Here is a 25,709-nt window from a genome sequence, read left to right on the forward strand (position 1 = left end):
GAGAGCCCCATGGATGCCAGTGTCGTCGAAGTGCTGGAGCTGTACCACGCCCGGATACGCGACGAACGCGGCCTGCCCCGGGTCGAGCCCCCCGATCGACGCGATGGTGGCGCGGATCAGCGCATGCGCGCCATCGGACCAGAGACCGGCCGGTTGCTCAACATATTGGCCAGCGGCTTGGAGGCGCCGACCATCCTGGAACTGGGCACCTCCTTCGGGTACTCGGCCATCTGGCTGGCCGAGGCGGCACGCGCTCGGGGCGGACGGCTGGTGACGATGGAATTGCACAGCTACAAATCGGCCCATGCACAGGCGATGTCCGAGCAGGCCGGCCTGGCCGCCCACGTGGACTTCAAGGTCGGCGACGCAGTGCAGATGATCGACGAAATTCCGGGCAAGGTGGATTTCGTCTTCGTCGACCTGTGGAAGGATCTGTACGTGCCGTGCCTGGAGGCGTTCTATCCCAGGCTCAATCCCGGCGCCATCATCGTCGCCGACAACATGATCCGTCCCGGCAGCGAGGACGTGCGCGCATACGGCTGTGCGATCCGCGCCAAACCCGGCATCACCAGTGTCCTACTGGCAGTCGGCACCGGCATCGAGGTCAGCCGATACGAACCAGGCTGACGCGCCGTGTTTTCGTTCCCCGCTTCGTACCGATCGGCCGTACGCACGACACTAGGATTCCCATCCATGCCCAGTTATCCGAAACACAACCGTTCTTGGCTCGCATCACTGACGCTGGCCGCACTGGTCACGGCCAACGCCAATGCGCCGGCGGACATCGCCACCCGGCCCGAGGCCGACGCTGTCGCGCTCGGCGTGGTTACGGCCAAGACCGCCTGCGCCGATCTGGCGGGCTTCGATCTGGCCGCCATTGGAGGTGCGGGCAGCCGCATCACCGCCGCCGTCGAGACCACCAATCGGGCCGGCACGGCGGTCTGCGCGGTCGAAGGCACGCTCGCCCCTGCGATCAACTTCGCCGTGCAGTTGCCGACCGAAAGCTGGACGCAGCGCTACTTGCAGATCGGTTGCGGCGGGCTGTGCGGCAGCATCGCCGGCAACGTCGGTGCCGCCGACGGCTGCGCGCCGTTGAACAGCGGCGGTTTCGTGCTGGCCGCCACCGACATGGGCCATCAGGATCAGGACGGTTCATTCGGCAAGGATCCGCTCAAGCGCGCCGACTTCGCCCACCGCGCCCAGCACCTGACCGCGCTTGCCGCCAAGGCGCTCATCCAGGCGTTCTACGGCCAGCCACAGCAATACGCGTATTTCACCGGCTGCTCGGACGGCGGCCGCGAGGCGCTGGTCGAGGCGCAACGCTACCCTCAGGATTTCGACGGCATCATCGCCGGTGCCGGTGCGCTGAACTTCATGGCGCAAAACGCCGTCTTCCATACCTGGCAGGCCCGTGCCAACACCGGCGCGGACGGCAAGCCGATCCTGTTGGCCGAGCGCCTTCCGATCCTGCACCAGGGCGCGCTCGCCGCCTGCGACACGCTCGACGGGCTGGGGGATGGGCTGATTGCCAACCCGATGGCCTGCCGCTTCGACCCGGCGGCGGTGCAATGCCCAGCCGATACGGCCGATACCGCCGCCTGCCTGACTGCAGCCGAGGTGGAGGTGGCACGCAAGTTCTACGACGGCCCGCGCGATGCCGCGACCGGCAAGGCGCTGACTGCCGGTGGGCCGCAGCCCGGCTCGGAACTGTCCTGGGCCGGCGTCTATGTGCCGCAGTCGGCCAGCGACACGATCTTCAGCGAGAAGGTCAGCCTGCCGGTACTGCGCAACATGGCCTTCGAGGCCGATCCGCCGAACGGCTTCACCCTGGCCGACATTCGCTTCGACCTGGCCACCTTCGATCTGCTGCGCGCGCGCCATCGCCTGTTCGACGCCACCAACCCCGATCTGTCGGCCTTCGCCAGCAGGGGCGGCAAGCTGATCGTCTGGCACGGCTGGTCTGATCCGCACATCTCGCCGCTCAACAGCATCGCCTACTACATGGCCGTGCGACAGTTGATGGGCCCCGAACGTACCGACAGCTTCGCGCGCCTGTACGTCTTACCCGGCCTGTACCATTGCAGTAATGGCGAAGGGCCGCACCAGATCGACCTGCTGACACCAATGATGGCTTGGGTCGAGGGCGCTGCGGCACCGGATGCGATCGAAGCGCGCCAGCCGGCGCAGGCCGAAGCCAGCGATTTCGGCGCGCCGCGCGGCGCCAGCGGACGCCCTGGTGGCGTGGGCCAGCGCCCGCCCGCAACGCCCGGTGCACAGGCTGCCGCGCTCGGGCCGACGGCCGCCTCGACAGCCGCGGTCGAGCGCAGCCGCCCGGTTTATCCATGGCCCTACATCGCCGCCTGGAACCTCAAGGGCGACCAGAACCAGGCGTCGAGCTTCATACGTGGCCCAGCCATGGACTTCGCCATGCCCGACTGGGCCGGCAGCGATTTCTTCGCGCCGTATGAGGCGGCTGCGCAATGACCGGCAAGCGCTTGGCCGCCCGGCTGATGCTGCTGTTCGGTTCGATGGCCCTCATCGGCTGCAGTGCCACGGCTGCGGCGCGCATACCGACAGGACCCTGCTCAAGGCCATCGTGCTGGGCATCGGCAGCGAGGGCGCGTCGGTAACCAACACCCGCTACGACCAATACTTCGGCCAAGGCAGCGCGGCTGCCGGCGTACCTGCCGTGATCGCAGCGGGCCGCTTCCTAGTCAACGGTATGGCCGTCCCGGCCACGGAGGCGGACTGTGCCAGGCAGTTCCCGGATGGCTAACCGTTGAATCAGACGCCTTGTTTGCGCTACGACGCCGCGGCCTCGGCCTGGAAAGGCGGCTCTTTTGAAGCCTGCGCGCTGCGCTTGCTGGTGGCGCCTGTGAGATCGGTGGAATAACGGTCTTGCTGTTTCCTCTGACCCTATCACGGCGTTCTCGCCGTCAAGGGCTGCTCGCGCTTCGCGCGCTTGCGGCTGGGCCGGCTGTGGCCCCCTGACTGCTGCGCTGCACCGTGCTTATGCCGGTTCCGGGCAATTCCGCCCTTGCAACTGGAGAAGATCGTGTCGCAGCTTACTCTTGCCTTTGAATCCTCCCTGCTGGTTCGCGACGAGCAGGGTCGCTACGCGCCAGCCACTGCCGAGCAGATCCTGGCAGCAGCTCGCAAGGTGATCGATCAGAAGATTCAACGAGGTGAAGCGTTCACATCACCGGAGCTGGTCAAAGAGTACCTGATCGCCAAGTTGGCAGGTTTCGAACACGAGGTGTTTGCCGCACTGTTCCTCGATGCCAAGCACCGGCTGATCGACTACGTCGAGATCTTCCGCGGCACTATCGATAGCGCCTCTGTCTACCGCGCGAAGTGGTCAAGGAGGCACTGCGTGCGAACGCGGCTGCAGTGATTTACGCGCACAACCACTCCAGTGGAAATCCGGAGCCAAGCCAGGCAGACAAGACACTGACGCACGGCTCAAAGAAGCCTTGGCACTCGTCGACGTCCGCTCGCTGGATTACATCATCGTGGCAGGCCAACGCACGGTGTCGTTTGCCGAACAGGGATTGCTCTGAACTGCAGGGGGCTTCGGCCCCTTTTTTGCTGACGGTGTTACATGCCCTGCTGGGGGCCAGAGCGGGCCGCGGGTTACCCGCTCCGGTATGAGTCCAAGTAAGGCCAAGACGCACCCGCCAGGCAAATTACACGCGGAAATGGCTGACCATCATCTGCAGTTGGTTGCCGAGGCGCGCAAGCTCGATACTCGATGCTGCCGTCTCCTCGCTCGCCTCGGCGGTCTGCTCGGAAATGTCACGCACGTTGACCACGCTGCGGGTGATTTCCTCAGCCACCGCCCCCTGCTGCTCTGCAGCCGCGGCGATCTGCTGATTCATCGCCTGGATGTTGGATACCTTGCGGGTGATCACCCCCAGCGCATCGCCCGCCTTGCGGGTCAGCGCCACGCTGCTGTCGGTCAGTTCGCGACTGCCGTGCATGATGGTTGCCACCTGTTGGGTACCCTTCTGCAAACCGGCCACCAGGACTTCGATTTCCTCGGTCGACTTCTGCGTACGCTGTGCCAATCCACGCACCTCGTCTGCCACCACGGCGAACCCACGGCCTGCCTCACCGGCGCGCGCGGCCTCAATAGCCGCGTTGAGCGCCAGCAAATTGGTCTGCTCAGCCACAGCCTTGATGACATCCATCACGCCGCCAATCTTCTTGCTCTCATTTTGCAGTTCGATCATCGCTTCGGTGGACCGCGTGACCTCCGCCGCCAGGCGCTCGATCTGCGCAACCGCTTCGGCTACGACGCGATCACCCTGGCTGGCTTCTCGATCTGCATCGGACGCCGCTTGAGATGCATCAGAGGCGTTGCGTGCTACTTCCTGAACCGTGGCGGACATTTCCTGCATGGCAGTGGCCACCTGATCAGTCTCCACCTTCTGTCCGTTGACCCCTGCGCTGGTCTGCTCGGTCACGGCCGAGAGCTCTTCAGCTGCGCTGGCGATTTGCGTGACGCCATCACGAATACCACCGATTAGCTCGCGCAGTGTGCTGCCCATGCGCTGGATGCCCTGCTGCATCACACCAAGCTCATCACGGCGGCTGACCTGCAGCGTTTGCGTAAGGTCACCACTTGCGATGCGCTCCACCGCCTCCAGGGTTTCTTTCAGCGGGCGGGCGATCTGACGAGTGATTAACCAGGCGGCGAGCACGCCGACCAGCAGCGCCAGAATGGTGGCAGCGATCATCATCTGCCGGGCGTTGCTGCTGTCTTCATCACGCAGCGCCTGCTGCATCTCCAGCATTGAGTCACCGCCCTTATCGAGCTCTCCTGCCAGGCCGGTCGTCGATTCGCGCAACTTCGCCAATTCGTCCGTGTTTGAACGGAAGGTGCTCAGTAAATTGCGGTAGGTGGCAATGGTGCTTTCAAGCTGCTGGATCTGTTCGCGGTAGGCGCCAGCAAACACCGTTGTCAGATCGTCGAGCGCCTTATCCACGCGTTCAATTTGCTGGGTCAGAGCCAACTCCGTACCCATGTTAGCGCCGGCTGTGTAATTGGCCACAGCCAAACGAAGGGTCTGCACATCGTCCTCGATGTGAGAGATGGACTCGTATCGAGCAAAGCCTGCTTCATCGCCAACGGCATTGCGCGACACCTCCTCCCGGATGCGGTCAATCAGCTCATCTGCGCGGCCTGCTAGGTCGACCATTTCGGTGCGCGCGTTATCTGCAGCGGCGAAGGCAGCCTTCGTCTTATCGAACAGCTGCTGATACTGCCCGACACGCTCAATTTGCTGCTTGAGAACGCGCTGGTTCTCAGGGTTGCGAAAATTAGGCAACATTTCCTGCTGGCCTTTGAGGAGCTCCCCGATCCGCTGCTGTACTACGTCGCCCTCCGCTGCTCCGCCTTCGGCAATGAGATATTGCAGGCGCGCGACGCGCAGATTGGTCAGGGCCTCCGTAAGCTTGGCAACGTCGGTCATGCGCTCACTGCGCTGCACGACGCTGCCCAGCCCGGTCCAACCGACGACGGCCAGAGCGGAGGTCAGCAACAGCACGAGGCCGAACCCCAAGGCCAGTTTCTTGGTGATGCTGATATTGCCGAACCATGTATTCATCTATTTTCTCCAGCTGCTGTTGAGGTCAAAAAGCTGGAGATTTATTTTTATGGCCAGCCCGCACTCCATGCGCGATTTCGAGACGGCGTCCTGCCGCTTCCATGCAAATTCATTGCCTCTGCTAACCCAATTAGCGATCGAGCCAAACAGACATAGCGTCTTGATATCACATTGACGTGGGAGTGTGTGTTTGGTTTATCCGAGATCGCTCAGACAGCGATGAAACGGTAAGAGGCCTTGGCACTCAGCGATGCCCGCTAGCTGTATCACCTTCGTGACAGGCAAAGGCACAGCGCGTCTTGCCGAGCAGGGATTGATTTAGTTACGAGCCAGTGAATCGCAGCGTTCTCGCCTTTTTCCGGGCAGAACTCACGAAATGAACAGCGAAACCATCTACCGAGAGTTCCGAGTTCCGAGTTCCGAGTTCCGAGTTCCGAGCGCCAACAGACCATGTAGCGCAGCATCAAAGCGGTCGGCATGGCAAATAGTTGATGGCTCTAGCGTTGGACCGGCATGGCAGCCTGTCGATGGCTAATCGCAAGGACTGACCGTTGTTCATTTGCAGACATGGACGGGACGACCAACACAGCTTGTCAGGTTGATCGTCTCGACCTCGGTAACGGAAAGCCCGCTGAGGGTCTCGCCCTCAACGCACTCTGATCATGGCTTTTCGAAGGCCGAAACCGCATCAAAGACGCGCGCCGTATAGACCAGAGCGGCGCCAGCATTCAGCGCGATGGCCACGCTCAGTGCCTCGGCGATTTCCTCACGGGTCGCGCCGTGTTTCAGCGCAGCCTGCACATGTACGGCAATGCAGCCGTCACAACGCGTGCTTATCGCTACAGACAGGGTGATCAGCTCATGAATCTTCGGCTCCAGATGCTTGGCGGGTGTGCTGCCGATCGTATTGAGGCCGCGCATGGTGTCCGGTGCGAGCTTGGCAAACTGACCAACGTTTTGCATCAGCTCGGTTGAGTACTTGTTCCAGTCATTCATTTGGTTGTCCCCTCTCAGTTGCGGCCGGCAGTGACGCCGCCATCGACCGGCAAAACGGTGCCGGTAATCCACGCTGCCTCGTCAGAGGCAAGAAATAAGATCGCTTTAGCAACATCGGAAGGCTGCCCGTTGCGGCCCAGTGGATGGAAAGCGTTGAATGTCGGCAGCACTGCCTTGACCTCTTCAGCGGTCATGAACGTGCCGTAAACCGGGGTCTCAACCACAGCCGGCGCGACTGTGTTGATGCGAATTTTCGATCCGGCCAGCTCGATAGCGAGATTGCGAGTTAACGCATGCACCCCGGCGTTGGCAGCCGAATACGCGGCAGACGGCGTGGCGCCGATGGCCTGGATTGCCCATAACGAACCGGTCTGTACGATGGCACCGCCCCCGCGCGTCAGCATGGCCTTGGCAGCGGCCTGCGCCATGAAAAATTTGCCCTTCAAGATCGTGTCGAGAAACCAGTCGTACTCTTGAGGGCTAACGTCCAGAAACGGTTTGGGACTGAAAACACCGGCGTTGCTGACAAGGATGTCCAGCCCGCCGAAATCCTCTACCGCCAACGCGACAAGGGCCTGTGCACTAGCGGGTTCGGCGATATCGCCGGCTAACATGCGCACCCGCTTTCCAGACGGGTCGATCTCACGACCTGCGTCGAGAAGCTTTGCAGGGTCACGACCGCCGATGACGACTGCTGCCCCCGCATCGACCAGACGCTTGGCAACCTCTTTTCCGATACCGGAACTGCCACCAGTAACGATCGCTACCTTGTTGGAAAAATTGTTCATTACCTCTCCCCGGCTCTGGCCGAGTGCTAAAGATGTTGTGTGAAAGCAGCCCTTTGCAAATGATCGGAACCTGATACTTTCTATTTGCGGGCCTGCGTTGTTGGTGCGTATCTTTAGCTAGGTAATACGCCATATCAAAGCAGAAAACCTTTATCACCAAGAAAGAAAAACTATCAATGAATGCCACTCTCCACCTCAACGCGCTGCGCGCTTTCGAAGCGGCAGCCCGGCATCAGAGCTTTTCTGCTGCGGCAACCGAACTGAACGTCACGCCCGCGGCAGTCGGGCAACAAGTACGGGCATTGGAGTCCTGGTTGGAGGTGCCGCTGTTCACTCGATTAGGCAGTGGAACTGCGCGACTCTTGCTCACCGATGCGGCCCGCGCCGCGCTGCCGGACATACGGGAAGGCTTTGATCGACTGAGCATGGGGCTGGCTCGCCTGAAAGATGCAGGCGCACGCGCTGAGTTGACCGTAACGGTGAGTCCCGCTTTTGCATCGAAGTGGCTGCTGCCACGCATCGAGCGGTTCCAACAGGCATACCCCACGATCAATGTCCTGCTGGACACCAACTCGCGCGCAATCGATTTTCAGACTGAGCATGTCGATATCGGGGTGCGTTACGGGGCTGGAACATGGGCTGGCCTGACCGCCGTCCACTTGATGGATGAAGTGATATTTCCTGTCTGTTCGCCTGACTTTCCCCTTCTCCAGCAGGGAATGCTGGCACCTGAGGCGCTGGCAGCGTGCACGCTTATTCACGACCTCACCATGGCCAACAACCCTGATTATCCCACCTGGCGAATGTGGCTGGATGCCTCTGGCTACAACCACATTCCTACGAATCATGGACTGAGGGTCAATAACTCGGCGGCGGTGCTGCAGGCGGCGGCAGAAGGTCAGGGCCTTGCCCTCGCTCGCAGCGTGATGGTGGGAGACGACTTGGCAGCCGGGCGCCTGATCCGTCCCTTCGCCGACAAAGGCTTGGAGTGTCCGCTGACACAGGCCTACTACGTCGTCTATCGGACTGAGTTCAGCGAACTGCCCAAAGTAAGGGAGTTTCGCGACTGGGTGCTCACCGAGGCAGGTAAACGCATTCTAGAAAATGATCGCTAGGCGATCGCCACGGATCTCGAATCAACGGTCTTGATGAGGCCTTCCGCCACTTCTTGAGCTGCGCCTGTACCGCTATAGCGCTTTTTACGTAGGGGTTCGTTCAGCAGGCAGAGGACTGCGCGCGCACGCGCAAGGGACGGTTCACCGCTATCGAGCAGGATGGCCTTGCAGCAGCTCCAACCGCATGTCTTAAACACGCCGCCACTCTAGCTTTCCGCATCGATACAAATGGCGATAGACAGACTTGAAATCGAGTTACCGGAACTGGCCGGGTCACGTATCAGACTGAGCGGACACATCTACAGCCACATCAATGTCGGCGAGCCGCTGACTTAGAATCAATGAATTCAGTCGTGTCAACGCGGATCGCGCTCGCGCAGTAGGGGCAATTGCACGGAGAATACCGCGCCGCCTGCTGGCGCATCAGCTACGGTAATTCGCCCTTTGTGCGCCTGGACAATCTCCTGTGCCAAGTGCAAACCCAGCCCGTGGCCGGGCTTATCAGTAGTGCCGCGGTAGAACGGCTGGAAAATATGCTCGCGGTCCTCGGGAGCAACTCCCAAGCCTTGATCCCCCACTGCCACCGTTCCATTTGCATCAACTGTGACGCTAATGGTGCCCTTACCGCCCCCATGCAATATCGCGTTTTGTACCAAATTTGTGATGACACGGCTCAGCGAACTGGCTTGGCCAAGAATCCAGACGGGCTGTGCCGGGGCGTTAAACACCAGATCGTCGCATCGTGGCAGCACTATCGGTGCTAAATCAGCCACTGTGTCCCGTACCAGAGTAACGATATCTAAAGGCGCTAGATCGACCTTTTGCGATTGCACTCGCTGTAAGTCAAGCAGTTGCTCGGCCACGTTAGCCAAGCGTCCCAGGTCCAGCAAAAGTACCGACTTCAAAGGATGCGCCGGCATGCCGTCGATACGTGCCATCAACACCGCAATTGGCATTCTTAATTCATGGGCGGCATCGCTTAGAAACCGGTCGCGCGCATGGTAGGCCTTTCCCACCCGTTCCATCGCAGCGTTAAATGCAGATACCAGCGGGCGAATCTCGCGTGGCACTGTGTCCTCGGCCAAGTGTGCATCGAGATTGGAAATGTCTAACTCAGAGGCGTCTTTGGCGAGTTTGCGTACGCTGCGGGTTGCCTGAAGCACCACGATAGGTGTAACCAGCAAGGTGAACACAATCAGCGGTATCAGGAAGTACGGACTGAGCAACCCTGTAGCTTGAAAAACAACGTTGTTGAAGTTCGACGTTGCAGCGCCGCCGGCCATGATGTGGACGCTGTGATTCTGGATCGGCTTGACCTCGATGCGCGCTGTCAAATCATCTCTGCCCGGCAAAGCGCGTACATGGGAGGGGCCGAGTAATGGGAGATTCTTTTCCAGATCAAGGAACGCTGGGGGCACTACCCCAAGGTGCGCCCGGTTCTTTTTTTCGTCTGCAATGACAACCCATAAACCAGGGCTCGCGACTTGGAGCTCGGTTAGGGCAGCAATCGGGTTTAACCGCAAAGCATCGGGATGCACCGACGTGGAGCCGACCACTGCCTCTATGGTGGCGTCGTCGATGAGTCCGTAGTTTTTGTCAATTATGTAATACAGCATGCCGGCAATCGAAGTCAGCAGCACCACCGATTGAATTAGGCAAAGAGACCAGAGCAGTCGGCCTATCAGAGAGGTATTGCGCAACGCTCTCATTGGGCTTCCTTGAGCAAATAACCGACCCCGCGAATCATCATGATCTCTACCCCTGCATTCGCATCTTTCAGAGCGCGGCGCAGTTTCGATACATGGGCGTCGAGGGCGTTAGATTGGATCTCGTCCTCCAGGCCGTACACCGCCTCATGCAGGCTCTCGCGCTGCACGGTTCGGCCTTGGCGATACACCAATGCTTCTAAGATAAGCATTTGCCGCCTGGGGAGAACCAACGGCTGACCATCGACAATTGCCTCCCGCGCAGAAAAGTCAAACGTTAAGGCAGCAAGAGTGGCGCAGGGCAACGACACCGTAGAAGGACGCCGAGCTATAGCGCGGATGCGCGCCAACAGTTCGTCTACCGCCACAGGCTTCACCATGTAGTCGTCAGCCCCACCGTTCAATCCGTCGACGCGTTCAGCTACCTCACCTCGCGCGGTGAGCAGAATGATAGGTAGTGTCGGTGAAACGTGCCGAGCCGTGGCAATAAACCCAACACCATCACCGTCCGGAAGGCCGCGATCCAGCACGACGAGGTCGTGAACGCTCAACTTTAAAGCGGAGCCTGCATTGGCCAACGTATGGACGATATCAACTATCAAGCCGTGACGCCCCAGCGCGCCCTGTAGGGCTTGGGCGAGGGATAGATCATCTTCGACTAGAAGGATGCGCAACGTGGACTCTCAGAAAGGGGCTAACGAAGCGACATGGTAACGGATGGAAAAAAAAAAGCGGCGCAATGTTCAGGCAACGTACTGCGGTAATGATGCTGCGCAACAGATCTTTCAAGAGGGCGCTTTATGAAACGAGCGATTGTGGTGTTTGGTGCGCAAACCAGCAGAGGGGCTCTCGTTGCCCGCCAGTATGGGAATGACGGTTACGACGTGGTGCTAGTCTCTGAACACGCAGAATCCCTGTCGGCCTTGATCTCCATCCTGACCAGCGAAGGCGTGTATCCGCAGACGTTCATCGGCCCCCTGGCTTCGCCTGAGCAGGCTGCCGAACTGACCAGAACAATCCGTGCCACGATTGGCTCTATTGATGCGCTGTTTTATAGCTCACCATCACAGCCTGAGAGGTACTTGGATGAAGTCGAAAGTCCGTTTGATTTCACCTTGGCGTCCATTGTTCGCGAGGTGCTGCCACAGATGCGCGCCCGTAGATCGGGGACGTTGCTGGTTGCGCCGAGCCTTCACGCAGCGCACGACTCCAGGCTGTCAGCGACACACCGCTACCTACAATTCCTCCAGCGGGGATTGGTGGACGACGGCGTCCACATCAGCACGCTCACAGTAGGCTCCCTCACCTGCCAAGAGCATGTTCTGCCGCTGGGGTTGATACCAGAGGATCACGCGTCACGGCATACCAGCAAATCTTCCTTTCTCTGACCCTGGAATACTGTATGAGTGTTCGAGCCTAAGCCCGCGTCTTCGCAAATCGACTTACCTAGTCTCATTAAAGCGTGGCAAAACATGCTGAAAAAAAAAGCCAGCACTACGGCTGGCAATGGGAAATCGGTAGCAGGTACACCAAGCGTAGAGCGCAAGCGGTAGCAAAAGCCAAGTCGATGGGCATTCTCTGAGCAAGTGGAGTCCCGATCCGCCGACAAACGAAAACAGCACTCTACTGCCTGAAAAGACTTAGGAGGCATTTCACGCTTCTGGCCGATTGCAGCCGGTCTTCACTGGCAGTTTTCGGCCAAAAGCGGACCAAGGCTCGATTTTGAGATTTGGAGGTACCTATAAAGGTAAGGGCGATTCACTCCACTCATCTAGGCAACCCACATCAATATAGCTCTCAACCCAGAAGCCTTCTTCATCAGAGAAGCCAATGAAATTCTCAATTCCAAATTTGGCTGCTGATAGCATGAAGTGGCTAAAGGATGCGAAGATTGCAGTGTATAAAATCTATGGCCGCTAGATATAGCTCCTGAATCTTTGCCCAAGAAGTATAGATATCTGCTTGATAAAGATACCCGTGGAGAGAGACAGCCGCCAATGCTGGAACCCAAGATATAAACCTGAGAGTGAGCAGTGACCTTCGTAGCTTTATCTCGTTTTTATGAAGGCTTGAGGTCGCCTCAGTCAGAAATTTCTGGAGATCCTGAGGATACTGCGTAAGCTTTTGCTGATGAACCTCGAAGATCATGGTCCTCGAGTGCTTAATTCGCTCGTATTGCAGCTTCTGCGCCGCCAAGGTCTCAGCAATCAAAGCAGAAGCAAGCGTGACCCCTCCAACAAGAACCGTGCTTTCTAATACGTCATCAGCTTTAGCTATGGCGATAACTACTGCAAGCGAGATAGGCACACTTAAAATCTTTCCACTTATATCACTAACCACTTTTGACATTTGATCAGCGATTGTTAATTGAGCGGCGGCAACTTCTTGCTTTGCCTTATGAAAGGAAAATCCACTTAGATATGTGGCTAGATTATTTTCATATAGATCACGAAATTTAGCCCACGTCGATAGGAGTGTTTTAAACCTCTCTTTTCCGCCTGCAAATCCCGAGAGATACTCTATTAATGTGGAGCGAAACAGTGATCGCTCCTTAGCTAAATGTGGGTTGCTGTCGAGATTTCCATTTTGAAGGCTGTCTAAAAGATCTGTACCAATTTCATAGGACAGAAACTCTGTATCTAAATACGGCTGGAGCGTGACCGCTCGCTCTCCTTTGGCGCCATCATCAGCTACAAACACCAGCTTATATTCGTCAGATCCCTTCTCATCATGATAGTGGGCGAGATCGGCAAGATAAACGATCAAGCCGCATATACCCTGAAGCGCCTTAACCCTTGTATCGATAGGCTCCTCTGAGGACAGAATATTATCGTCAATCAAGTAGAAATGAGGCGGAAGTGATTTTCGAACAAAGCTCTTAGAGAGCCCCATTAGCTCTTCAAAATTTTGAAATATTTGAACTGCACCCGACCGATCCACGGTAAATGTGAAGCTCAACGAGCCCCAAGAGCTCGAGCTTCTGAAGTCTTTCGGACTCAGATCATTACCATCAATAACCAGCTCAACAAGCTGACCAGCTTTCGAGTCTCTTAGGCCTTCAACGGCCTCACCGGCATTTAAGGAATAATTAGTGTAAGAAAGAAAAAGGGTGTTTCTGCTCCACGACTTCGGACACCCTAATTTTCTATATGCGTCTGCAAACGCAATGACGGAAGACATTTTATTCTATTTCTGGAGAGTCGGTTTTATCGGCAATCGCCTTCCTAATAACTGCCATTGCCTCTTTCGACAGATTATTAATTACCAACTTGCACTCGTTTTCAACAAAACGAATTTCAGCATCTACTGATTCGCCAAGAGAGTTTCTGTCGAATTTGAGCTGCCAATTGTCCGCTTTGTAAAGTACATGAGTGTATTTATCCAACACACCTTTGTGAATTGGGAACTCAACTGGCACGCCTACAGCTTCGCTGTTTAGGTGGCCCGTAAATTCATCGGCCAGGTCATCCGCTTGCCCTTCATACGCAGCAGGAAAATAGCTGCGCGCTATTTGTTCAACCTCCGATAGCTTCACCGAATGGCCAAGATCACGCTGCTTCTCCAAGTACCGCAATAAATCATCTTTAAATCCTAGGCGGTTCCCATGCAGATCAGGACGCTCTCTGAAAAACTTGACACCTTCTTTGATCAGATTTTGCGTGGCCGCCGCAGATGCAGTCCCGATTGCACACCCTAGAGCAGTTACAAAATATCCAGCGGCTGCACGCCCTGCGCTTTGGCTTAGGAAACTGAGGTAATTAAGTTCTTGTTTCTCTTCATCGCTCGCCAGAAGGTGGGCTTCGAGCTTTTGGAAATTAATACGCGCCGCGTGGTACAGGCTATTGAGGTCTAGCTCAATCAACTCTTCAGGTTCGAGTTTTTCGTTCAGCCGCAAGCCATCTCTCTTTTTGAGCATGGCGACCAAGAAGAAACGGCCTTGAGCGTTTTCGTAATCTACAAAAAGAATGTATCCGCCTGTTGACGCTCGTGCCCGGGCACTCCCTGCTGCAACATGGAGCTCCCCCATTGCCGAATGGGTAATTTCAAGGAAAGACTTCTCTGACAACGGAAGGTTCGCATAGCTGCCAAAGTCTTTTGGAAACTCACTCTCCGTTTTTTTCGCAAAAATCCCATAGTGCGCGGCATTATTCTTCTTGCCATAGATGGAGGTAGCGCCAACGACAAGCTTGCTAACTGCAGGCAAGTCTTTTTTTAGCACTACATCTCGAATGTCGGAATTTTGGATATCTTTATGTTGTTCTTTGATCAACTCATGAACAACAGCGAAATTGACCTGGGTATCCATATCTACTTCCTTGTTTATGGACTCGTCATCATAGGAGTGACACGAATCTACCTCGTAATGGCAATGTGCCTCAAGCATTAACAGATTAGACCAGAGACTAAATCCATTTCCTTGGTCGATATGCTAGTGCCGACCGGTGCTTCCGAGGCCTGGCTCTAAACGGAAACCTGCTCCTGCAGTGAAGAAGGGGACAGATTTATTTCTCTACTTTAAACATCCGTCCCTGGCCGTTTGCTGCCCGTGGTGGCTACTTCCGGCCAGAAGCAGCCGCCTGATGAAGATTGTTTTCCACCCCAAGCGGAATATTACTTATCCATTTCACGAACCTTGGCTAACAACTCCTCGACCGCAGTTGCCTCAAAGCGCACCTCGAACACCTTTCCTCCGCTAGCTCGGTGAGGATTCTGATATCTCACAGACAAGACATTTGCCTCACGATCAAACTCTATCTGGGTTTTCCCTTGGATACGTGCAACGGTAAAGATCATGAAGTGCTCCTTAGATGATGCTGCCGGCCGTGATCAACCGTCTTCCGGCTCTCCCTGCGCCAGATGATCCAGCTCTCTAATGCTTCGCCCTAAAAAAAGGTCTACGCCGCTTGGCGTCCATATATGGTGAGGATTTAAGAGCTTTTCCCGCACGAAAAAGTAAGACCTTTTCGCCGAAAAAATTTGGGTTTCCATATCTGGCTTTTCTGTCACCACCGAATCAAGATTGCTCGATATTTCGTTGTCCAATCGACTCACTCGATCATCAGAAACATCAATGGAGTGTCTCGGCACCTCTCTGAATGTTCGTACTTGATAAATTTGCAGAAGCTGCCCCATGTCCAAACTCGCGGCTTGCAACTCGCGCTTAGCCGGATCAATGGAATCGGCTTGAAGTTCATACGCCGTTGAAGCTTCTGCATTCAGCTGTTCCTGAATTTTCAACAACTGTTCAAGGCCGTGGCCGTAACGATTGAAGCCTTTGCGCGGCATAGTCTCAAGTTCACGGATCTCGCCATCCATGGTGCTTACCAGTCGCTTAGCCTTTGCAGACTTGAGCTCTTGAGCCAACGCATACATGCGCCCGAGGTCCTGCTGGTAACGACTAGGCCGTCCGGGATCGGGGGTATCTTCGACGTCGTTGAAGTGGACCAGCACGCTGGAAGTGACCAGGTATCCCAAGATGCGTAACTCATGCCATCGCCGCCCTACCTGGTCATCGCCAAAGGCAGCTGTACTGCACCCCATGCAAACCAGCAAAAAAAATGGCAGGCATCGCATTCATTTGCTTCCCTGTGTATTGGCCACCCGTGGCCACTCACTCTGTACGGAACTGCCTCACTAACAGCTGCAGTTCACCACCAAGCCGAGACAGATCCGCGCTTGAATCCGAAACCCGTTGCGTAGCCTGGGTTCCCTGATCGGCAATGCGGTGCACCCGCTCAACGTTTTGGCTAATCTCGTTTGCCACACGACTCTGCTCGCTAGCAGCACTGGCAATTTGCCCAATGAGCTCTTCAATGCTGCTGACAGCCTGAGTAATCAGCCCTAAAGCTTGTTGAGCTTTCTCACCGAAAGCGGTCGCTTCCTGCCCCAACCGCGCGCTTTGAATCATTCGTTGAACTGCGCTTGCCGACATCCCTTGCAGCTCGGCTACAAGTTCCTCAATTTCGAACGTGGAGTCCTGGGTACGCCGTGCCAAGGCCCGAACCTCGTCCGCGACAACCGCGAAACCTCGACCTTGATCGCCAGCCCTTGCGGCTTCGATTGCCGCGTTGAGTGCCAACAGATTGGTCTGTTCTGCAACAGACTTAATCACATCAAGCACACCGCCAATGCGCTCGCTACTTTGATGCAAGGCCCGAATAGCCTTAGTTGAACCCTCTAGCTCCTGCGCTAACAGGTCTATCTGGTTGGCGCTCTGGCGCACAATCTGCTCACCAGCAAAAGCATGTTGATTGGCCTGTGCCGCCGCTTTTGAGGCTTGCTCAGCGTGCCGAGACACAGCCTGCGCAGAGTGAACCATCTGCTGCGTTGAGGTGGCTGCCTGTTCAGATTCGCGTTGCTGGGCAAGAGCACCTTCGTTGCTCACACCACTCGCTTTCTGCAACTCCCCTGCTGAGAGATGCAGTTGTTCCACCCCAGTGGTGATTCGGTGCGCTAAACCGCGAAGGTTGCCAGCCATCACTCGCATTGCTTGAAACAGCTGTCCCAGTTCATCTCGCCGCTCAGTGGTAGCACTTTCACGCAAATCACCCGCCGCGATTATTCGGGCGAGCTCCAAGGTTTGCCGCAATGGCGGCAGGATCAGCTGACGGATAGCCCAACCTGCTAGAACGGCAAGCAACAGAATGACGGCGGCACTAATACTCAACAGTTGAACCACCCCGCGGGCACGCGCCTCCATTCGTCTTTGCTGCTCGATCAATACCTCACCGGCTTGCTCCAGCACTTGATCGGCCAATTGATTCATGCGTGCCGCACTGCGCTCATTGGCAACTCGGTTCTCGCTGTAGCGCTCGAAAGCCGATAGATAACCGGCAACAGCGTCCCGCGCAGCTTCAAGAACATCCTGATGGTCTTCGTTTCCGGCGGCCAGAAGCCGGGTAATCTCCTGTGACATGCCTTGAACCAATGCTTGCCATTCATTCAAGCGCTGGCCCGCGCCCTCCTCGACAAAGGCGAACTCCAATATCCTTGCCCCCAGCAACATGCGCATAAGCTTGGATGCACTTTCAGCCCGGGTGAGTGTGGCGGGGTCTGCTTCGCTCTGGTTGGTCAGGCTTGTGCGTAGCGCATCGAACATATCCAACTCGACAAACTCGAACTGGATACGGGCTTGGTCAGCCTGCTTGTGCATCTCCGTCAGAGTCAGCGCAGAATCGCTTGAACTGCGGACAAAGACCTCGAACTGATCCCGATAGGTCTGACTACTAAGCCGAACCTGCTTCAGCTTGGCCGCGGAGCCGGCATCGCTCGCTACGAGTAGCCCTTCAACCCGATCGTCCAGTTGGGAAATCGCGTCTTCGACCTTGCCTGCTTTGGCAGCGTCAGGACTCAGCTCGAAATCCCGTTCAGCGCTTCGAGCTTGCAGGAGTATCAAATTGATCGCTGCAATGGACTGACCGCGCGCGCTATCAGACAACAGCGCGTTGGATGCTTGAAAGGCAATACCGATGGCTGCGAGTGACAATAATGTCACCAGGCCGAAGGCGATCAGGAGCTTTTGCCCAACGGGCAAGTTGTTCAGAAGGGAACGAAGAAAAGACGGCACCTGGTTATCCTTATTTTGCGTCGCCGGCGCTTCGCAAAACGGCCAGATCTGACACGAATAACCGGGCTCGACCGACCGCTTCGCAAGCTCCTGCTGCGTGGCGCAGGTTTACGAGTTGTTGTTTAACAGTGGCTGAATAACAGCCCTTCCCAAGATAATTTCCTCGTCGCTAACCAAGTGCCCCATGCCTGGATACACAGCAAGTTGCACACTTGCCCCCATCCTCTCAAAGACCCTGGCGGTCTCTTCGGTGCGAGATAGAGGAACCCAAATATCCTCATCGCTGTTACCTAGAAATATGGGCGTTCCCGACAGGCTTCTCGGCGTCAACCAAGAGGTGCCCTCCGGGCCGATTAACCCGCCGGTATAAGCCAGAAGTCCGCCCCAACGTGCAGGGTTTCGGTAGAGGTACTCGCAGGCCAGGCATGCACCCTGTGAGAAGCCAACCAGGACAATCTGAGACCGCGCGATACCAAGCCCCTCCAGCTGGACCACCAACGATTCGATACGCGCCAAGGCGAACTCGAGAAACGGTTGATTGTTGGCCAGCGGCGCCATGAACTTGTCCGGATACCAAGAATTTCCAGCGGCCTCTATCGCGACGTAGGCCAGATTGGGAATGTCGAGGCGCTGCGCAATCGCGAACATATCCGCCGGGGATTGCGTACGACCGTGGATAAGAATGGCCACTGCCCCTGCGACCTCGGGCGTAGGACCCGAGGTTTGCAGCGGTGTTTGCATATGGACGTTTTGGCTCATAAACGCCTCACCTCAGTACTTCAAGGGCTCAAGATACGCAGCAATTTCCTCGGCTCGGGCGGCCATCTGCGGCGGTACCTGGACGGTCTTACCCAACTCCTCATAGGTCTCGTCCACCAAAAAACCCTTGGGCTTGGAAACGGTGGCTTCGAACAGCGCGCCGCCCGGGGTGCGGACATAGACGGAGTCAAAGTAGCCGCGGTCTTTTCGGTCGGAAACGTCCGTATAGCCCAGGCCCTCCAAGTGCAACTTCACGTCACGCTGTACGTCTAGATCGCTGACTTCAAAAGCGCAATGGTGCACCACGCCTTCACCGTACGACCACGAGCCTTGTGGCAAATCCGCGTCTAGCTCGAAGTCAATAATGGTCCCGCTACCGCCCTTACCTACTTCGTAGCGGCTGTAAATACCGTCGGTGTTTTTCAGCGAGCCGCTCCAGCCGTAATGCATGAACTCGCTCGAGTTCTCGAGATCACGCACCGACACCGTTATGCCGTGGGTACCACGAATACCAAATCCCTCGGGAACCACGCCGTTGGAGTAGGGCTTACGGTCGTCGTCGGCAATGCCGACCAGTTCGTAACAAATGCCGCAGGGGTGGGCGAAGTGCAGCAGCTTTTCACCAAAACGTTCTTGGAATTCAGGCTTAAAGCCATGACTCTCTAGGTGCTTGGCCCAGAACACCAGCGATGACTCTGGAACCGATAGCGCCAAGGTCTTGATTTGGCCGCTGCCAGGGCGCGCCTTGCGACCAGACTGACGGAACGGAAAGCAGGTAATCAGGGTGCTCTCTTCGCCAAGATCGTTGCCGTAGTACAGGTGGTAGATGGGGTCTTCACCATCGTACAGCCCGGTCTTCTTGACGCTTTTAAGGCCCAGTACCTTGGTGTGGAAGTCATAGTCTTCCTGCGCTCCGCCGACGTTGAGCGTAATGTGGTGATGGCGCTGAATATGTGGATTGAGCTTCATGACGTTCTCCTTTTGTTAGTTTTTACGAACGTGATCAGGGGCGGTTGCCATTAAAAGCGTTGTCGAGCAGCTCCCTAATGGCGGCCGGCTCGATCGGTCGCGGATTCCAGTAGGGAGAAGAGCAGGCGATATCAACTGCCCGGGCGATGTCCGCCTCATTCATGCCGATGTCAGCAAGGCGAGTCGGCGCACCATGCTTGGCCGCCAAGTCGAACAACCCTCGCGCTGCGCTTTCAACACCCAGGGCACGAGCGATCCGGGTCATCGCTTCGGGCGTAGCGTCAGCGTTGTAGGCCACAGCATGAGGCAGCACCACAGTGTGGGTTTCCGCATGCGGCAGATCGAAGCTGCCACCTAGGGTGTGGCACAACTTGTGGTGGATGGACATACCCACAGCGCCAAGGCACACACCACATGCCCAAGCCCCGAAGAGCGCGTCGGAGCGCGCCTCTTTGTCCGCGGGATCCACGTGAACGCGTGGTAATGCCCGAGCGATAGCTGCTATGCCCTGCTCCGCCAGCATCGAGATTAGCGGGTTGGCGTCTTTCGAATAGAGCGCTTCGACGGCATGGGCGATAGCGTTCATACCACTGGTTACCGTCATTGTTGCCGGCAGGGTCAGTGTCAAATCCACGTCGTAGATGATGACCTCAGGCAGCACTTTCAGAGTGCGCTGGGTTGTCTTCAGACCGTTCTTGGTTTGACCAATGATGGGGGTCGCTTCAGAACCAGCGTAAGTTGTGGGAATCACAATTTGGGGCAAGTCGGTATTCAGGGCAATTGCCTTCCCCAGACCAATCGTAGAACCACCGCCCAGCGCCACCACGCAGTCAGCGCCACTGCTTTTAACCACTTCGAGTGCTTCGCGGGTGACCTCAACTGGCGTGTGCATGGTGGCATTGTCGTAGAGCCCGATGGCCAGCTCGCCGAGTTGCGATACCAGCGCTTCACCAGCTTCACGCTGAAATGGAGTGGTTAAGACCAATGCCCGGGAGCACCCTAACCCACGAATCTCGTCGGCAACTTGGGCTAGCGTGCCAAAGCCAAATACCACCCGCGAAGGCAATGCGTTGTAAACGAACGGCTGCATGCAACTCTCCTGGCTCAAGCTTGACCCGGTTGAAGATGCACTTACAAACGCTTTGCAGCACATTGATCGACCGGAAAATTTGTACGAACAACTTAAATCTTGAAAGAACAAATTGTCAAATAATTTCTCTCGATACGAGGCAAATCAGCCATGCACCAATAAATCCAGAGAAAATATTTGTACGAATAAGAAAGATATAAAAAAAGGGGCGCAACCTATTCGGTGCCCCCAACGGTGACAAGCCCTACAACCCTCGCGGCGTCTCCAAAGCGTCGATACGGTCAATCAGTGCCAGAACCCGACGAGCGCGGTACGCAATCGGGTAATCAATCAAAAGGCCATCGACCTGAATGGCCGCCAAGCCTTGTTCTTCGGCCTGGCGAAATGCCTCATCAATGCGCCGCGCCTGATCAACAACTTCGTCCGAAGGTCGCATGGCCGCGTTGGCCAATTCGATTTGGTTAGGGTGAATGCACAAGCGCCCCTGAAAGCCGTGCCGTCGTGTACGGTCTACGGCTTGCGCGTAACCAGCCGAGTCGTTCACGCGCAGCCAAGCGACATCTATCGGAGCGTCAATTCCGGCCGCACGTGAAGCGTGAACTGCCAGATTTCGATAGTAGAAAATCTCTTCTTCGCCCACGGTTTGTTCGAGACCCAAGTCATACGTGAGATCTCCCGAGCCAACGGCTAGGCGTCTGACCCGTGGGCAAGCTGCGGCAATTTGGAAGATCTGCGCGAAACCTCTGGCTGTTTCAACAAGCGGAATCAGGTCGAATTGCCCCACCGGCATACCGCGCTCACGCTCTATCTGTCCGATAAGCCAATCCACCTGGCGCAGCTGTTCGGCGCTTTCCACTTTGGTCAGCATCAGGCCGTCAATCTCTGGCCGCACCACGGCTTGAATATCACCAAAGGCAAATTCGGTTTCCAGTGAGTTGATGCGCACATAGCCCAGGCAAACTCTGGGCAACATCAGCGCTTCGACCACCATGCCTCTAGCTGCGACTTTCTCGGAAAGCGGACATGCGTCCTCTAGGTCCAATGCAACTGCGTCTGCACCCAAGGTGAGCGCTTTATGGGAGCGACGAGGCTGATTGCCCGGCGCAAATAACATCGACCTAATCATCCTAACGCCCTGCAAATTTGTTCGTACAAATATCAACAGAGCTTCGTTTTGCGGTCAACTTTATTTTTTATTTTTTATAAAAACCTTTATTTATCAATTATTTGATTATTTATACCAGGAAAGATGACCGGAAATTTTAAGCTGACCCACTTCAGCACAATCCAAAAATTTGTACGCAACATATTGACACCGCACAGCCAACGCCATAGAAATGTAGGCAATCGAGTCCGACTGGCTCAAACGCTCCTTGAACAATCACAAAAACAGGGCGATAGACATGAGCAATCGTGTGAAGTCATACAAGCCGAAGGATCTCCATGCCTCTTCGCAAGCGCCCTTGAGCTTGGCAGCTCAAGGAAGTTTTTGGGTTGGCATCGATAGGCTCAACACTGCGGTGGGCACCTGTGTAACCGGCCAAATGTACGTCGAATATTGGATTCCCTCCCACCTGCGCTATGAAACGCCTTTGGTGATGATCCATGGCGGCGGCGGGCAAGGGTTGGACTATTTGCAAACAGCGGATGGACGACCAGGTTGGGCCCACTGGTTCGTCAGACAGGGCTACGCCGTTTACGTGGTGGACCGCCCCGGGCATGGCCGCTCGCCGCTGCACCCGGACCTACTCGGGGAGATGAGCCCACCGCCGACCTACGAATTTCTTTCGGGTCTTTTTTCAGCTCCGGCCAAAGGGCCGATGGCATGGCCAGGTGCCGACTTACAGACGCAATGGCCAGGTGAGGGCACCATTGGCGATCCGGCACTCGACCAATTCATTGCGAGCTCCGGCCCCTCCCCTAAGATGGAAACCATGCACACCCTAATGCGCAAAGCAGGCGGTGAACTGCTTGAACTCATTGGCCCAGCGGTACTGCTAACCCATTCGGCCGGGGGACCTTGCGGGTGGATGGTCGCTGATGAACGCCCGGCTCTGGTTAAAGCGGTTATCGCCGTTGAGCCATTGGGCCCTCCTTTTGTAGACCGCCCTACAGGCAGTCTTGACTGGGGGTTAACCGCAGCTCCGCTGACCTTTTCCCCTCCGGCGGCTTCACCGGCCGACTTGACTCGTGTGGAGCGACCGGCTCCTCCCGGCTGCATTCCCTGCCTGGTCCAGCAGGAGCCCGCTCGCCAGCTACCGAACTTGCAGGGTTTCCCCATCGTGGTTGTAACTGCGCAAGCGTCTTGGATGGCGATGGACAACCACGGCACCGTGGACTTTCTCCGACAGGCCGGTGCTTCAGTCGAGCACATACGCCTCGAAGAGGCCGGCATCACCGGCAACGGGCACGCCATGATGCTGGAAAAGAACAGCGATTCAATTGCGGCGCTGCTCGGCTCCTGGCTCAACGAAAACGTTAAGTAGCCGCCCCTCAAATCGCCGGCCAGCTAAAGCTGGCCAACCCGACCCGGAGCTCGAAGCGGAGCCCGATCTGGAGAGTGTTGAAATGTCAGAAAGCAAAGTCATCATCGTGGGCGCAGGCCCCACCGGACTCATCACCGCATTGGGCCTGGCGAGGTCGGGCGTGGACGTGACCGTCATTGAGCGCGAGCCCGCTATCGTCAACTCCCCCCGCGCGATGGTGTATCACTGGTCAGTGCTGGCAGGCCTGGATAAATTGGGCATCCTCCAGGATGCCGAAAAATTGGGCTTTCGCAAACAGGAGTATAGCTATCTGGTATTTGCCACCAAAGAGCGCATTGAGTGGAACCTGAAGGACCTCGAGCTCCATACGCCCTACGCCTACAACCTACACCTAGGGCAGAACAAGCTCGCTGAAGTCGCGCTGGAGCATCTTCTACGGCTACCCAATGCGAGGGTGACTTGGAACACCAAGGTGATAGGCCTTGAGCAAGACGAACACGCAGTGACGCTCACGGCTGAACAAGGAGGACAACTGCATACCTACACCGCAGACCGTGTTGTTGCCGCTGATGGGGCCCGCAGCGCAGTTCGTGAACTGCTGGATATCGAGTTCGAAGGTACAACGTGGCCAGAGCGCTTCGTAGCAACCAACATTCGCTACGACTTTGAACAGCATGGCTACGCACGCTCTACCCTGACGATCGATCCTAAATACGGCGCAATCATCGCCAAGATCGATGACACCGGCCTATGGCGCTGCACCTATTGCGAAAGTGCGGACTTGCCCGAAGACAAAGTTCTAGAGCGCATGCCGGAGTTCTTCAAAGTCATCCTTCCGGGTGTTACGAACTACGAACTGGTGCAGTACTCCCCGTACCGCATGCACCAGCGTGCCGCGCAGCAATTCCGAGTCGGCCGGGTCATCTTGGCCGGCGATGCAGCCCATGCGACCAACCCAACCGGCGGACTGGGCCTGACATCCGGCCTGTTCGACGCCTATGCGCTTTATCCAACCCTGACAGCGGTAATGCGCGGTGACGCCGACGAAAGCGTACTCGATCACTGGGCCGACGAACGCAAAGAGAAGTTCCTCAAGATTGCATCTCCGCAGGCCAGCGAGAACAAACGCCTGATCTACCACTCGAGTGACCCCAAGCGCCTGGAGGAAGACCTCACTCGCTTGCGCCGTCTGGCTAGCGACAAAGAATTCCGCCTTGAGCGACTGCTGTTTTCTCGCCAGCTAGAAACGCAACCCTCCGTCCCCAACCGGTATTTTTAAGGAGCAGCCCATGAGTACCTTCGATAACACCGCTCTGGTGCGCAAGTACATGGAGTTAGTCGCCGCAAGCGATATCGACGCTGCGCTGGAACTGACCGCAGACGACGCTACTTTCTGGCACCCCATGTCCGGCACGGTGGGCAAGGAAGCGCTGCGCGAGCAATTCAAGCAACTCGGTACATTGATGAGCTCCTTCTCCAGCCAGGTGATCACCACCACCGCCGAAGCTGATCGAGTTTCTGTCGAGGTTGAGGCGCAGGCCGAGGTCAGCAACGGGCGGCACTACGAGAACCATTACCACTTCATGTTCGTAGTACGCGACGGCAAGATCCAGGCATCGCGCGAATATGTAGATAGCGCACCGGTCAAAGCTGCATTTTTTTGATTCATCAGTGACCGCTCGCCCCAATAAAAACAATTACGAGGACCTGAAGCATGAGTAACCTGGCTGAGCAGCTTTCGGAGGCTGTCGAGGATTTGCCCTTCGTGGAAGCTGAGATTAACTACGCGGGCGACATCGCAGGGCGTGCAGTATTTGATGTCGTTGACCACGCCAACATGAACGTTGCCTTTGTGCCCAGCATCGTGCGCATTCACGATCTGCGTGAAATTCGCGAGCAGTTCAACCTGGACACGCATGGCTTTGCCTATGTTCGCCACCCTAGCTCTGCCGCTACCCGTCCGGAACTGCGCGAGCAAAATCTCACCCTGCAAGGCGTGCATAGCGAGATCAACGAGACTTATCAGGCCGAAATCGCTGCGTACCTGCAACAACTGACCGGTGCCCGGGAAGTCATAGCCCAAACCAGCGGCCTGTTGGTACGCACCTCCAATCGTGCGAAAAAGAAATCTTGGGCAACCCCTGCCACCTTTGTGCACTTGGACTTCACCGAAGACTCCGCAAATAAGTTCCTCAATTGGTCCGTAGAGGAGATCGGCTTCGAGCTCAAACCCTATCGTCGCTTTATGGTGTTCCAGACCTGGCGAGTCATTTCAGGCGCACCACAAGACAACACGCTGGCCATCTGCGACGGCCGCAGCGCTTCCGGCTCGGACGCCATCGTGATGGATTCAGTGATCGGTCCGCGTGATAAACCAGGAGCCTTTTTCGAGTCACGCCTGTGCTTGAGCAACCCTGGGCATCGTTGGTATTACCTATCCGATATGGCACCTGAGGATTTGCTGATTTTCAAAGGCTTCGACAGCGACATCCCCACGTCCATGAATGCAATGCACACCGCATTCGAGATTCCTTCCGCATCGGATCAAGCTATTCCACGGACTAGTGTTGAAGCTCGCTTCTTCGCCTTCTTCGACTGACCGGACATAACGCAAAGGAACACAG

23 protein-coding genes and 2 pseudogenes are annotated in these 25,709 nt (G+C 56.6%); 10 read left to right on the forward strand and 15 right to left on the reverse strand.

The annotated features are described in order from the left end of the window. The first annotated feature begins 9 nt into the window (after nt 1-9). From ACZ0AV_RS03370 to radC, 4 genes and pseudogenes are all read left to right on the forward strand, one after another. Entirely contained in the window at nt 10-627 is a 618-nt protein-coding gene (locus ACZ0AV_RS03370) for an O-methyltransferase (protein ID WP_499149721.1), read from the forward strand. Between the two features lie 66 nt (nt 628-693). After that, nucleotides 694-2,484, forward strand: a complete 1,791-nt coding sequence (locus tag ACZ0AV_RS03375) for a tannase/feruloyl esterase family alpha/beta hydrolase (RefSeq protein ID WP_499149722.1) — start codon at nt 694-696, stop codon at nt 2,482-2,484. Then, nucleotides 2,465-2,776, forward strand: coding sequence for a hypothetical protein (locus tag ACZ0AV_RS03380; protein WP_499149723.1), 312 nt, complete (start codon nt 2,465-2,467; stop codon nt 2,774-2,776). The genes ACZ0AV_RS03375 and ACZ0AV_RS03380 overlap by 20 nt, the downstream gene beginning before the upstream one ends. 279 nt (nt 2,777-3,055) lie before the next feature. Beyond that, nucleotides 3,056-3,560, forward strand: a pseudogene (radC, locus tag ACZ0AV_RS03385) (RadC family protein). Between the two features lie 126 nt (nt 3,561-3,686). Here the strand turns inward: radC and ACZ0AV_RS03390 are convergent. The 3 genes from ACZ0AV_RS03390 to ACZ0AV_RS03400 all read right to left on the reverse strand — a co-directional run bounded on the left by ACZ0AV_RS03390 (nt 3,687) and on the right by ACZ0AV_RS03400 (nt 7,393). After that, nucleotides 3,687-5,609 carry a HAMP domain-containing methyl-accepting chemotaxis protein gene (locus tag ACZ0AV_RS03390; protein ID WP_499149724.1) on the reverse strand — a complete coding sequence of 641 codons (1,923 nt, stop codon included), beginning with the start codon at nt 5,607-5,609 and terminating at the stop codon, nt 3,687-3,689. A 660-nt stretch (nt 5,610-6,269) separates the two neighbouring features. Then, on the reverse strand, nt 6,270-6,605 hold the full coding sequence (locus ACZ0AV_RS03395) for a carboxymuconolactone decarboxylase family protein (protein WP_499149725.1): 336 nt from the start codon (nt 6,603-6,605) through the stop codon (nt 6,270-6,272). A gap of 14 nt (nt 6,606-6,619) precedes the next feature. Then, nucleotides 6,620-7,393 (reverse strand): SDR family NAD(P)-dependent oxidoreductase, encoded by a 774-nt coding sequence (locus tag ACZ0AV_RS03400; protein ID WP_191948621.1) that lies wholly within the window; start codon nt 7,391-7,393, stop codon nt 6,620-6,622. Between the two features lie 176 nt (nt 7,394-7,569). Between ACZ0AV_RS03400 and gcvA the strand changes: the two genes are divergently transcribed. Then, entirely contained in the window at nt 7,570-8,508 is a 939-nt protein-coding gene (gcvA, locus tag ACZ0AV_RS03405) for a transcriptional regulator GcvA (protein WP_499149726.1), read from the forward strand. Nucleotides 8,509-8,864: 356 nt separating this feature from the next. Here gcvA and ACZ0AV_RS03410 read toward each other — a convergent pair whose 3' ends face one another. Continuing rightward, nucleotides 8,865-10,217 carry a sensor histidine kinase gene (locus ACZ0AV_RS03410; protein ID WP_499149727.1) on the reverse strand — a complete coding sequence of 451 codons (1,353 nt, stop codon included), beginning with the start codon at nt 10,215-10,217 and terminating at the stop codon, nt 8,865-8,867. After that, entirely contained in the window at nt 10,214-10,888 is a 675-nt protein-coding gene (locus ACZ0AV_RS03415) for a response regulator (RefSeq protein ID WP_499149728.1), read from the reverse strand. The genes ACZ0AV_RS03410 and ACZ0AV_RS03415 overlap by 4 nt, the downstream gene beginning before the upstream one ends. Nucleotides 10,889-11,014: 126 nt before the next feature. On the opposite strand from ACZ0AV_RS03415, the gene ACZ0AV_RS03420 reads away from it, so the two are divergent. Continuing rightward, nucleotides 11,015-11,602 (forward strand): SDR family NAD(P)-dependent oxidoreductase, encoded by a 588-nt coding sequence (locus ACZ0AV_RS03420; protein ID WP_499149729.1) that lies wholly within the window; start codon nt 11,015-11,017, stop codon nt 11,600-11,602. Between the two features lie 487 nt (nt 11,603-12,089). Here ACZ0AV_RS03420 and ACZ0AV_RS03425 read toward each other — a convergent pair whose 3' ends face one another. The 10 genes and pseudogenes from ACZ0AV_RS03425 to ACZ0AV_RS03470 all read right to left on the reverse strand — a co-directional run bounded on the left by ACZ0AV_RS03425 (nt 12,090) and on the right by ACZ0AV_RS03470 (nt 21,713). After that, nucleotides 12,090-13,394: a hypothetical protein gene (locus ACZ0AV_RS03425; RefSeq protein ID WP_499149730.1), complete on the reverse strand. Its 1,305-nt coding sequence runs from the start codon at nt 13,392-13,394 to the stop codon at nt 12,090-12,092. Between the two features lies 1 nt (nt 13,395). Then, a complete protein-coding gene (locus ACZ0AV_RS03430) occupies nt 13,396-14,520 on the reverse strand; it encodes a nucleoid-associated protein (protein WP_499149731.1) in 1,125 nt (374 codons plus the stop codon). Nucleotides 14,521-14,825: 305 nt separating this feature from the next. Continuing rightward, a complete protein-coding gene (locus ACZ0AV_RS03435) occupies nt 14,826-15,008 on the reverse strand; it encodes a hypothetical protein (protein ID WP_499149732.1) in 183 nt (60 codons plus the stop codon). 33 nt (nt 15,009-15,041) lie between these two features. Further along, complete coding sequence (locus ACZ0AV_RS03440; RefSeq protein ID WP_499149733.1) at nt 15,042-15,689, reverse strand: hypothetical protein; 648 nt, start codon at nt 15,687-15,689, stop codon at nt 15,042-15,044. A gap of 136 nt (nt 15,690-15,825) precedes the next feature. After that, a complete protein-coding gene (locus ACZ0AV_RS03445; RefSeq protein ID WP_499153282.1) occupies nt 15,826-16,701 on the reverse strand; it encodes a methyl-accepting chemotaxis protein in 876 nt (291 codons plus the stop codon). Further along, a pseudogene (locus ACZ0AV_RS03450) lies at nt 16,687-17,367 on the reverse strand (HAMP domain-containing protein); the annotation flags it as partial. The pseudogene ACZ0AV_RS03450 and the gene ACZ0AV_RS03445, both read right to left, overlap by 15 nt. A gap of 522 nt (nt 17,368-17,889) precedes the next feature. Beyond that, nucleotides 17,890-18,540, reverse strand: coding sequence for an alpha/beta hydrolase (locus ACZ0AV_RS03455; protein WP_499149734.1), 651 nt, complete (start codon nt 18,538-18,540; stop codon nt 17,890-17,892). Nucleotides 18,541-18,552: 12 nt separating this feature from the next. Next, entirely contained in the window at nt 18,553-19,509 is a 957-nt protein-coding gene (locus tag ACZ0AV_RS03460) for a VOC family protein (protein WP_499149735.1), read from the reverse strand. Nucleotides 19,510-19,543: 34 nt separating this feature from the next. Continuing rightward, a complete protein-coding gene (locus ACZ0AV_RS03465) occupies nt 19,544-20,599 on the reverse strand; it encodes a maleylacetate reductase (protein ID WP_499149736.1) in 1,056 nt (351 codons plus the stop codon). A gap of 244 nt (nt 20,600-20,843) precedes the next feature. After that, nucleotides 20,844-21,713: an HpcH/HpaI aldolase/citrate lyase family protein gene (locus ACZ0AV_RS03470; protein ID WP_499149737.1), complete on the reverse strand. Its 870-nt coding sequence runs from the start codon at nt 21,711-21,713 to the stop codon at nt 20,844-20,846. 289 nt (nt 21,714-22,002) lie between these two features. Between ACZ0AV_RS03470 and ACZ0AV_RS03475 the strand changes: the two genes are divergently transcribed. The 4 genes from ACZ0AV_RS03475 to ACZ0AV_RS03490 all read left to right on the forward strand — a co-directional run bounded on the left by ACZ0AV_RS03475 (nt 22,003) and on the right by ACZ0AV_RS03490 (nt 25,684). Next, complete coding sequence (locus tag ACZ0AV_RS03475) at nt 22,003-23,085, forward strand: alpha/beta hydrolase (RefSeq protein WP_499149738.1); 1,083 nt, start codon at nt 22,003-22,005, stop codon at nt 23,083-23,085. A gap of 82 nt (nt 23,086-23,167) precedes the next feature. Further along, a complete protein-coding gene (locus ACZ0AV_RS03480) occupies nt 23,168-24,364 on the forward strand; it encodes an FAD-dependent oxidoreductase (RefSeq protein ID WP_499149739.1) in 1,197 nt (398 codons plus the stop codon). Between the two features lie 10 nt (nt 24,365-24,374). Then, nucleotides 24,375-24,749, forward strand: a complete 375-nt coding sequence (locus ACZ0AV_RS03485; RefSeq protein ID WP_499149740.1) for a nuclear transport factor 2 family protein — start codon at nt 24,375-24,377, stop codon at nt 24,747-24,749. A 50-nt stretch (nt 24,750-24,799) separates the two neighbouring features. Beyond that, nucleotides 24,800-25,684: a CmcJ/NvfI family oxidoreductase gene (locus ACZ0AV_RS03490; protein WP_499149741.1), complete on the forward strand. Its 885-nt coding sequence runs from the start codon at nt 24,800-24,802 to the stop codon at nt 25,682-25,684. Nucleotides 25,685-25,709 lie beyond the last annotated feature (25 nt).

Source organism: Pseudomonas sp. AC532, assembly GCF_979258965.1.

Coding starts and splice junctions, on each gene's coding strand:
- ACZ0AV_RS03370 (WP_499149721.1), top strand. CDS start 10: ATGGATGCCAGTGTCGTCGAAGTGCTGGAGCTGTACCACGCCCGGATA.
- ACZ0AV_RS03375 (WP_499149722.1), top strand. CDS start 694: ATGCCCAGTTATCCGAAACACAACCGTTCTTGGCTCGCATCACTGACG.
- ACZ0AV_RS03380 (WP_499149723.1), top strand. CDS start 2,465: ATGAGGCGGCTGCGCAATGACCGGCAAGCGCTTGGCCGCCCGGCTGAT.
- ACZ0AV_RS03390 (WP_499149724.1), bottom strand. CDS start 5,609: ATGAATACATGGTTCGGCAATATCAGCATCACCAAGAAACTGGCCTTG.
- ACZ0AV_RS03395 (WP_499149725.1), bottom strand. CDS start 6,605: ATGAATGACTGGAACAAGTACTCAACCGAGCTGATGCAAAACGTTGGT.
- ACZ0AV_RS03400 (WP_191948621.1), bottom strand. CDS start 7,393: ATGAACAATTTTTCCAACAAGGTAGCGATCGTTACTGGTGGCAGTTCC.
- gcvA (WP_499149726.1), top strand. CDS start 7,570: ATGAATGCCACTCTCCACCTCAACGCGCTGCGCGCTTTCGAAGCGGCA.
- ACZ0AV_RS03410 (WP_499149727.1), bottom strand. CDS start 10,217: ATGAGAGCGTTGCGCAATACCTCTCTGATAGGCCGACTGCTCTGGTCT.
- ACZ0AV_RS03420 (WP_499149729.1), top strand. CDS start 11,015: ATGAAACGAGCGATTGTGGTGTTTGGTGCGCAAACCAGCAGAGGGGCT.
- ACZ0AV_RS03425 (WP_499149730.1), bottom strand. CDS start 13,394: ATGTCTTCCGTCATTGCGTTTGCAGACGCATATAGAAAATTAGGGTGT.
- ACZ0AV_RS03430 (WP_499149731.1), bottom strand. CDS start 14,520: ATGGATACCCAGGTCAATTTCGCTGTTGTTCATGAGTTGATCAAAGAA.
- ACZ0AV_RS03435 (WP_499149732.1), bottom strand. CDS start 15,008: ATGATCTTTACCGTTGCACGTATCCAAGGGAAAACCCAGATAGAGTTT.
- ACZ0AV_RS03445 (WP_499153282.1), bottom strand. CDS start 16,701: ATGCGAGTGATGGCTGGCAACCTTCGCGGTTTAGCGCACCGAATCACC.
- ACZ0AV_RS03455 (WP_499149734.1), bottom strand. CDS start 18,540: ATGAGCCAAAACGTCCATATGCAAACACCGCTGCAAACCTCGGGTCCT.
- ACZ0AV_RS03460 (WP_499149735.1), bottom strand. CDS start 19,509: ATGAAGCTCAATCCACATATTCAGCGCCATCACCACATTACGCTCAAC.
- ACZ0AV_RS03465 (WP_499149736.1), bottom strand. CDS start 20,599: ATGCAGCCGTTCGTTTACAACGCATTGCCTTCGCGGGTGGTATTTGGC.
- ACZ0AV_RS03470 (WP_499149737.1), bottom strand. CDS start 21,713: ATGTTATTTGCGCCGGGCAATCAGCCTCGTCGCTCCCATAAAGCGCTC.
- ACZ0AV_RS03475 (WP_499149738.1), top strand. CDS start 22,003: ATGAGCAATCGTGTGAAGTCATACAAGCCGAAGGATCTCCATGCCTCT.
- ACZ0AV_RS03480 (WP_499149739.1), top strand. CDS start 23,168: ATGTCAGAAAGCAAAGTCATCATCGTGGGCGCAGGCCCCACCGGACTC.
- ACZ0AV_RS03485 (WP_499149740.1), top strand. CDS start 24,375: ATGAGTACCTTCGATAACACCGCTCTGGTGCGCAAGTACATGGAGTTA.
- ACZ0AV_RS03490 (WP_499149741.1), top strand. CDS start 24,800: ATGAGTAACCTGGCTGAGCAGCTTTCGGAGGCTGTCGAGGATTTGCCC.